At 70.9% G+C, this 9,259-nt stretch carries 6 protein-coding genes; all 6 read left to right on the top strand.

Translation table 11 applies throughout. From position 1 onward, the window contains the following. The coding region (locus ACHFFZ_RS14375) for a methyltransferase (RefSeq protein ID WP_394277284.1) at positions 1–1,435 on the top strand (1,435 nt) is incomplete at its 5' end. Between the two features lie 147 nt (positions 1,436–1,582). Then, positions 1,583–4,399: a type I DNA topoisomerase gene (gene topA / locus ACHFFZ_RS14370; protein WP_394277283.1), complete on the top strand. Its 2,817-nt coding sequence runs from the start codon at positions 1,583–1,585 to the stop codon at positions 4,397–4,399. Between the two features lie 6 nt (positions 4,400–4,405). After that, complete coding sequence (locus ACHFFZ_RS14365) at positions 4,406–5,842, top strand: hypothetical protein (protein ID WP_394277282.1); 1,437 nt, start codon at positions 4,406–4,408, stop codon at positions 5,840–5,842. Next, a complete protein-coding gene (tmk, locus tag ACHFFZ_RS14360) occupies positions 5,839–6,537 on the top strand; it encodes a dTMP kinase (protein WP_394277281.1) in 699 nt (232 codons plus the stop codon). The genes ACHFFZ_RS14365 and tmk overlap by 4 nt, the downstream gene beginning before the upstream one ends. 2 nt (positions 6,538–6,539) lie before the next feature. Further along, on the top strand, positions 6,540–7,748 hold the full coding sequence (locus ACHFFZ_RS14355; protein WP_394277285.1) for a DNA polymerase III subunit delta': 1,209 nt from the start codon (positions 6,540–6,542) through the stop codon (positions 7,746–7,748). Between the two features lie 803 nt (positions 7,749–8,551). Then, complete coding sequence (locus ACHFFZ_RS14350; RefSeq protein ID WP_394277280.1) at positions 8,552–9,247, top strand: DoxX family protein; 696 nt, start codon at positions 8,552–8,554, stop codon at positions 9,245–9,247. Positions 9,248–9,259 lie beyond the last annotated feature (12 nt).

Genomic DNA, 9,259 nt, shown 5'->3' with positions numbered 1-9,259 from the left:
TGCCCACTACACCGTCGACGAGGTGGTGGAGCGCATCGGCGAGGCCGGGCAGGCAGGTCTGGGGCGCAATTCCACCATTCCCGCGCTCGACATCCTCGGTGACGCCACCGATCCGCAGGCCACGCTGGTGCGGCTGTGGCCGCTGCAGCGACCCGTCGCCCGTGTCGATGCCGCGGCGGCGCTCCCACTCGACGACCTGGTGGCGGCAGGCCTGCTGCGCCTCGACGGCAACCAGGTACTGGCCGAGGTGGACATCCGGCCCTATGGCTCACCCGACGACGGTGCCTCGGGCTGGGTGGTCAGCGACCTGTCGCCCGGCCTCGACCAGATGGTCACCCGCACCCGTCCCGACTACGTGCTGGGCGTCTCACCGGCCTCCACCTCGCTGGCGCAGATGACGATGCGCACCCCGGTGGGCAGCGCCCTCGACCTGGGTACCGGCTGCGGCGTGCAGAGCCTGCATCTGCTGCAGCACGCCGAGCGGGTGGTGGCCACCGACGTCAACCCGCGCGCGCTCGAGCTGGCCCGGCTGACGGCGGCCCTCAACCGGGCCAGCGTCGACATCCGCGACGGCTCCCTCTACGAGCCGGTGGCCGGCGAGACCTTCGACCTGATCGTCACCAACCCGCCCTATGTGATGAGCCCGCCCAGCAAGGACGGCGAGCGCCTGGTCTACCGCGAGGGCTCCTTCGCCGGCGACGGGCTGGTGGAGGCCGTCGTCAAGGGGGCACCCGCCCACCTCAATCCGGGCGGTTCGCTGCAGGTGCTGGGCAACTGGGCGATCGTCGAGGGCCAGCCGTGGCAGGAGCGGGTCGCGGGCTGGGCCGCCGGCAGCGACTGTGACGTGTGGGTGGTGGAGCGCGAACGGCTCGACATCTACGACTACATCGAGGTCTGGCTGACCGACGCCGGGCTGGCCGGCAGCCCCGAGTGGGAGCAGCGCTACCGCGAGTGGCTCGACTACTTCAAGGGGCTGGGGATCGTCGGGGTCGGGATGGGCTGGATCACGCTCACCCGCGCGCTGCGCCCCACCCCCGACGTGCAGGTGGAGAGCTGGCCGCACGCGATCGCCCAGCCCGTCGGACAGGCGCTGGCCGAGCACCAGTCCTGCGTCACGCACGCGCTGCTGGGCGAGGACCAGCTGCTCGCCGGCCACTGGCGGCTGGCCGAGCACGTCGACCAGGAGACCATCGGGGAGCCGGGCGCCGAGGACCCGCGCCACATCGTGCTGCGCAGCGCCGCGGGGCTTCGCCGCGCCATGGAGGTGGACACGGTGCTCGGCGGCGTCCTGGGTGCCTGCGACGGGGATCTCTCGCTGGGGCAGATCATCGAGGCGATCGCGGTGCTGCTGGAGGCCGATCCGCAGGCGGTGCGGGCCGAGGTGTTGCCGAAGCTTCGCCAGGCCCTGCGCGACGGCCTGCTGGTGGCCGCCTGAGGGCACACTCGCACGGGACGGGACCGTGCTGTGCGGGGGTGTGGATAGCATGTGCCCCAATGGTCCCGGCAGGACTGCCGAGACCGAGGCCCTCATCACCGAGGTGTCCGCACCACCGCACACTCCCGACCCAGAGGTATGGTCCCCATGTCTTCAGCCCCCCGCCGTCTCGTGATCGTCGAGTCGCCCACCAAGGCGACCAAGATCGGGAGCTATCTGGGCGACGGCTACATCGTGGAGTCCTCCCGCGGCCACGTCCGCGACCTTCCCGGCGGCGCCTCCGAGGTGCCGGCCAAGTACAAGGGTGAGAAGTGGGCGCGCACCGGCGTGAACGTCGACGGCGACTTCGAGCCGCTCTACGTGGTGCAGGCCGACAAGAAGGCCACGATCCGCAAGCTGAAGGACGACCTGAAGGGCGTCGACGAGCTGCTGCTGGCCACCGATGGTGACCGCGAGGGCGAGGCCATCGCCTGGCACCTGCTGCAGGAGCTGAAGCCGAAGGTGCCGGTCAAGCGGATGGTCTTCCACGAGATCACCCAGCAGGCCATCACCGAGGCCGTCGAGAACACCCGCGACCTGGACCTCGACCTGGTCGACGCCCAGGAGACCCGCCGCATCCTCGACCGCCTCTACGGCTTCGAGGTGAGCCCGGTGCTGTGGAAGAAGGTGAAGCCGCGCCTGTCGGCCGGCCGCGTGCAGTCGGTGGCCACCCGCCTGGTGGTGGACCGCGAGCGCGAGCGGATGGCCTTCCGCGCCGCCTCCTACTGGGACCTGGAGGCCATCCTCGATGCCGGCGAACAGGCCGAGCCGCGCCAGTTCAGCGCCCGGCTGGCCACTGTCGACGGTCACAAGGTGGCCGCGGGCCGCGACTTCGACGCCTCTGCACAGTTGACGGCCAAGGGTGCGGTGGCGCTGGACGAGACCGCCGCGAAGGCCCTGTCGAAGGGCCTGGAGCAGGCCGGCTACCGCGTCGTCTCGGTCGAGTCGCGTCCCTACACCCGCAAGCCCTATGCGCCCTTCCGCACCACCACGATGCAGCAGGAGGCCGGCCGCAAGCTCGGCATGAGCGCGCAGGTGGCGATGAGCGTGGCGCAGCAGCTCTACGAGGGCGGCTACATCACCTACATGCGTACCGACTCGGTGCAGCTGTCGAGCCAGGCGATCACTGCCGCACGCAGCCAGGCCGAGCAGCTCTTCGGCGCCGACCACGTGCCCGACAATCCGCGCATCTACTCCTCCAAGGTGAAGAACGCGCAGGAGGCGCACGAGGCGATCCGTCCCGCCGGCGACTCCTTCCGCACCCCCGGCCAGACGGGGCTGCGCGGCGACCAGTTCCGCCTCTACGAGCTGATCTGGATGCGCACCATCGCCTCGCAGATGGCCGACGCCCGGGGCAACACGGTCACGGTGCGGATCGAGGCCACCCCCGGCCAGCCGATCACCATCGACGGCGGCACCAGCGGCCTGCAGCAGGTCTCGGGGGCTGGCTTCGTCGCCAGCGGCCGCGTGATCACCTTCCACGGCTTCCTCAAGGCCTACGTGGAGGGCAATGACGACGTCGAGGAGAAGTCCGACGACGCCCAGGCGCGCCTGCCGAAGCTGGCCGAGGGCGCGGCCCTGGAGGCAGCGAAGGTCAATGCGGCCGGCCACGAGACCCGGCCGCCGGCCCGTTACACCGAGCCGAGCCTGGTGGCCAAGCTCGAGGAGCTGGAGATCGGCCGCCCGTCCACCTATGCGTCGATCATCCGCACCATCACCAGCCGCGACTACGTCTTCAAGAAGGGCTCGGCGCTGGTGCCCACCTGGCTGGCCTTCAGCGTCACCCGCCTGCTGGAGGAGCACTTCCCGAAGCTGGTCGACTACCAGTTCACTGCCTCCATGGAGGGTGACCTGGACGAGGTCGCCAAGGGCAACATGAAGCGGCTGCAGGTGCTCAACCAGTTCTACTTCGGCAGCGAGGAGCGTCCCGACGACGTCGAGACCCCCACCCCGGACGGCCGCGAGGGCCTGTACCAGCTGGTCAACCACCTGGGCGACATCGACGCCCGTGGGCTGTCGACCTTCCCGATCGGCGACATCGACGACGGCATCAACGTGCGGGTGGGCCGCTATGGCACCTATGTGGAGGGCGAGGACGAGAAGCGCGCCTCGGTGGCCGACGACCTGCCGCCCGACGAGCTGACCGTCGAGCTGGCCCGCGAGCTGCTGAGCAAGCCGATGGGCGAGGAGCGGGAGCTGGGAATGGACCCCGAGACGCACACCATGATCGTGGCCCGCAATGGCCGCTTCGGTGCCTATGTCACCGAGGTGCTGGGCGAGGACGTGCCCACCAGGGGCAGGAATGCGGTCAAGCCGCGCACCGGCAGCCTGTTCAAGACGATGACCGTCGAGGACGTCACCTTGGAGCAGGCGCTGCGCCTGATCAACCTGCCGCGCGTGGTGGGCACCGACGCCGAGGGCGTCGAGATCACCGCCCAGAACGGCCGCTACGGCCCCTACCTGAAGAAGGGCACGGACTCGCGTTCGCTGACCAGCGAGGAGCAGATCTTCGACATCACGCTGGACGAGGCGCTGGCGATCTATGCCCAGCCCAAGCAGCGGGGCCGAGCGGCCGCGAAGCCGCCGCTGAAGGAGCTCGGCACTGACCCGGTCAGTGGCACCCCGGTGCTGGTGAAGGACGGTCGCTTCGGCCCCTATGTCACCGACGGCGAGTACAACGCGACGCTGGGCCGCGACGACTCGGTGGAGGAGATCACGCTGGAGCGTGCCGCCGAGCTGCTGGCCGAGAAGCGCGCCAAGGGACCGGCGAAGAAGGCCACGCGCAAGAAGACCACCGCCACGAAGACGGCCGCCAAGAAGACTGCCACCAAGACCACCGCGAAGAAGACCGCCGCCAAGAAGACCGCCACGGCGGCGAAGAAGACCACTGCGAAGGCCACTGCGACGACCCCTGACGCGAGCTGATCCGCCATGGCCGGCAAGACGCGGGTGCTGCGCTTCGCCCTGCCCTATGGCGCCACCAATCCGGTGGTCGTGAACCCGGAACTGGGGCTCGACAAGGTGGTTCGTCGCGGCGGCGGGCACTCGGCCGCGACCGATGTGACGCTGCTCGACAGCGCCGACCACCGGCTGCTGCGCGCCGGGATCGTCCTGGCCCACCGGGTCAGCGAGGGCCTGGGGGAGTGGTTCCTGGACGCCCCGGGTTGGCAGCCCTGGCTGCCGGCCGGGATGGTCGACCAGCACGGGGCCGTCGACGAGCTGCCCGAGCAGATGGCGCGCCTGGTGCACCCCTTCCGTCGCAGCGCCCCGCTGGGGCCCGTCGCGGCCCTGGGGCGCCGGCGCACCGGCTGGCTGCTGGTGGACGCCGAGGGCGCCACCGTCGCCCGGTTGCGCGACGACCAGATCACGATTCGTCGCGGGGGCGTCACCACCGCCCGCTACCGGGAGGTGACGGTGAAGCTGGAGCCGGGTGCCACCCGCGCCCAGCGCCAGCACCTGTGCGACGCGATGCTGGACATCGGCGGTGCCAGGGTGGAGTCCTTCCCGAGCCTGCCGGCCCGCATCGGCCCGCCCGCCACCGGCCTGAGCGACTTCCGCGGGCCCTATGAGCTGGGCGAGGACAGCACACTGGAGGCCTTCGTCAGTTGGCTCTTCGCCCGGCGCCTGGACACCATGATGCGCGCGGACCTGGCGCTGCGCAGCGGTGAGAGCACCGACATGGACCTGCTGCGCGAGCAGCTGGCCGGGCTGCGCGGCGAACTGCGCAGCCTGTCCTTCGCCCTGGAGCCGGCCTGGCGCGAGCGGGTGGAGCACGAGATCGAGCTGGTGCTGCCCACTCTGGCCAGCCGCACCATCGGCCAGCTGCCCGAGGACTACTTCAACGTCATCGACTCGCTGGTGTTGGGCGTGCGCGCGCCCAAGCTCGGCAACCTGTCGCAGCACCGGGCGGTCGAGGTGCTCGACGACCAGGTGGTGCTGGGCGCCACCCTGCTCTTCGACCGGGCCCACAGCCTCACCCTGTCCTCCGGTGACGAGCGGTGGGCGGCCACGCTCACCGCGGCACGGCGGGTGGTGACGATGGCGCACACCGCCGCTCTGCTGGGCGAGAAGCGGGCCCGCAAGCTGGAGGAACGACTGGACGAGAGCATCAGCCTGCTCGAGCACTGCCAGATGCCGCCCGGTTTGGACGAGCCGCACCTGGAGCTCGACTGGGACGCGGCCACCGCCTTCCAGGAGGGGCGGCGCTTCGAGCGCGGCCGTCAGGAGCGGATGGGCTGGCGCGGTCGCTTCATCGAGACCTGGCCCGAGGTGGAGAAGCGGCTGCGCAAGCTGCGCAGGAAGAAGCCCGAAACCCGCGGCCACCGGAACCACGAGCATGAGCACGAGCACGACAGGGGGCAGCAGTGAGCAGGCCGTCGGACGGGCTCTTCGTCGTCCTCGAGGGTGGCGACTCGGCCGGCAAGTCCACCCAGGTTCGCCAGCTGGCCGGCTGGCTGCAGCGGGCCGGGCACCCTTACATCGTCACGCACGAGCCGGGGGACTCCTGGCTTGGAGCCCAGGTGCGACGCCTGGTGCTCAGCCCCGATTCGGGCGACATCACCGCCCGCGCAGAGTGCCTGCTCTACATCGCCGACAAGGCCCAGCACGTCGTCGAGGTGGTGCGCCCGGCGCTGGCCCGCGGCGAGGTGGTCGTCTGTGACCGCTACGTCGACTCGACGATCGCCTACCAGGCTGCCGGCCGCAACCTGCCGCCCGACGATGTCGAGACGATCGCGCTGTGGGCGACGCAGAGCCTGCGCCCCGACCTGACCGTGCTGCTCGACGTCGACCCGTCGCAGGCGGTGAGCCGGATCGCCGACAAGGACCGGATCGAGGGTGCCGGCGATGACTTCCACCGGCGGGTGCGCCAGGGCTTCCTGCGGCTGGCCGAGCGCGATCCGGAGCACTACCTGGTGCTGCCGGCGCGCGACTCGATCGAGTCCGTCGCCGCCCGGATCCAGCAGCGGGTGCAGCAGCTGCTCGACCAGCGCGCCGCGGCCGCCGGGCAGGACGGCCCGGAGGCACCGGGACTGTCGGGGGCGGCTGGCAGACTCGACCCATGAGCATCACACAGCTGCCCGGCGGGGTCTGGGACGAACTGGTCGGGCAGGAGCGTGCCGTCGCCACCCTGCAGCGGGCGGTCAGCGGCGAGGCCTATGCCATGACCCATGCCTGGCTGGTCACCGGCCCACCCGGATCGGGACGTTCGAATGCGGCCCGCGCCTTCGCGGCGGCGCTGCAGTGCCCGCGCGGCGGCTGCGGCCAGTGCAATGAGTGCCGCACCAGCCTGTCGGGGGCGCATCCGGACGTGACGCTGGTGCGCACCGAGGAGTTGAGCATCGGCGTCAAGCAGGTGCGCGACCTGGTGCGTCGGGCCGCGATGAGCCCGACGATGGGCCGTCACCAGGTGATCGTGATGGAGGACGCCGACCGGGTCACCGACCAGGGCGCCGATGCACTGCTCAAGGCCATCGAGGAACCGGCCCCCAAGACGGTGTGGATCCTGTGCGCCCCCACCGCCGACGACGTGATCGTCACCATCCGCTCGCGGTGCCGGGCGCTGGCCTTGTCCACCCCGCGCGACGATGCCGTCGCACAGCTGCTGCAGTGGCGCGACGGCATCGACGCGGAGGTCGCCAGCCATGCCGCTCGGGCCGCGCAGGGCCACATCGGTCGGGCCCGGGTGTTGGCCCGCAATGAGGACGCCCGCAACCGTCGCCATGCCGTGCTGAAGATCCCGGGCCAGCTGGTCAGCGTCGGTGCCTGCCTGACGGCCGCCGACAACCTGGTCAAGGCTGCCGCCGAGGAGGCCAGCAAGGCGACCGAGGCCACCGATGCCGCCGAGCGGCAGAAGCTGGAGGAGGCGCTGGGCTTCGGCACCAAGGGGGCGCGTCCCCGGCAGGCCGCGGCGGCGCTGAAGGAGCTCGAGGAACAGCAGAAGGCCCGCGCCAAGCGGATCCAGCGCGATGCCCTCGACCGGGTGCTCACCGAGCTGACCACCTGGTACCGCGACGTGCTGGCCCTGCAGACGGGTGCCATCGCCGCGCCGCTGCCGGCCCAGGCGCTGCACGGCCAGATGCCGTCGTCTTCGGGCCCGCACCTGATCAATGGCGAGATGCGTCCGCAGCTGGAGCGTTCGGCCCGGGCCTGTTCACCGGAGGTGACGCTGCGCCACATCGACGCGATCATCGCCTGCCGCGAGGCCCTGGAGACCAATGTGGCGCCCCTGCTGGCGATGGAGTCGCTGCTGCTGTCACTGGCCGAGAACCGCTAGCACTCTCCCCCGGGCCACCCGGCCTCGCCACTGGGGCAGCGCGGGAACGGAACAAGGGGCCGGACACATGCTGTCCGGGCCCTTCAGGTCCTGCGGATCGATGATTCCCCCGAATTCGATCCATGGCGTCTGGTTCCCCCGAACCTCTGCCGTGTTCGGCCCTTGGCGGATTCCCCCGAATCCTGCGGGCCTGTCGCATCCGGTCCCGGAGACCTTCCGCGAGCTCCGATTCCCCCGAATCGGCTGGCGGGTGGCTTCCCCCCGAAGCCTGCGCCGGTAGTGCATCCAGTTCCCCGAACTGGGTGGGTCGCTTCCCCCGAAACTTCCCTCCGCTGGGCCCGGATCCCCCGATCAGCGCCCTGCGACGTGACAACCATGCCTCGAAGTGGAAAGTGATCACAAGTGATCGAAGTGGCGCTCGACCAGCCAGAACGTCGCCCGGTTCAGCAGTTCTTCAACTTCGGGGGCGCGATTGTCACGTGCTGGGGGGACATCTGACCCACTGTGGCGTCGAAATGTCGCGCCAGGCGTGTCACGCCATCAGGGGACACACCCTTCTGGGTCCCTTCAGTTCCCCGACAGGTTCGAGCCCCGGCGCCCGTGGAGTCCGTCGGGTGCGGCGCAGGACCGGGGTCAAGTCACGACGGATACCCGTCCTTGCTCTCCTCGGTGGGCGGCCGGCTGGTGTGGGGGAGTGCACAGGCAGGGCTGCGGATGGGATCATGGCTTGGCATGTTGGCACCCACGGGAACAGCAGCCCCCGGCGACCCGTGTGGAGCACTTCCCCGACCAAAGGACGCATCGTGACCGACAACAGGTACGACGACTACCACCGATCCGACGAACCCACCCAGGTGCACCGCACCCGCGGCGGCGCCACCGAGGCCACGCAGGTCTTCCAGAGCGAGGAACTGCGCCAGGCCCAGATCGCGGCCGAACAGGCCGAGGCCGACGACCGCGCCGCCCAGCGCGCCCGCGAGCGCGCCGCGCGTGACCGCAGCCTGGGCAAGGTGGCGGTGGCCGACGGCCCCGATCCCGTCGCCCCCGTGGTCCCCAAGCCCACCACCGACCGTTTCCCCGCCTCGCTGGGGCTCTTCCTGCTGCGCCTGGTGACCGGCGCCATCATGGCCATCCACGGCGTGCAGAAGCTCACCAACATCGCCGGCACCGAGGCCTTCATGAACTCGCTCAACCTGCCCAGCCCGCACTGGCTGGCCTGGGGCGTCGGGGTGGCCGAGGTGCTGGCCGGCGTCGCGCTCATCTTCGGCCTGCTGACCCGCCTGGCCGGCCTGGGTGTTGCTGCGATCGCAATCGGCGCCCTGGCGCTGGTCAAGTGGGGCAAGCACAACCCCTTCGTCTCGGGCCAGCCCGGTTTCACCGGCGAGTTCGAGCTGCTGTTGGCCGCCGTCGGCCTGGCCCTGCTGCTGCTCGGGGCCGGCCGCTGGAGCATCGACGGGTCCTTCCGCGCCGCCCGTCGTCACGCCAAGGCCGCCCGCTGAGGCAGCCACACG

The sequence above is a fragment of the Luteococcus sp. genome, assembly GCF_043424415.1.
Classification (GTDB): domain Bacteria; phylum Actinomycetota; class Actinomycetes; order Propionibacteriales; family Propionibacteriaceae; genus Luteococcus.
This window is presented reverse-complemented; position numbering and strand designations above follow the sequence as displayed.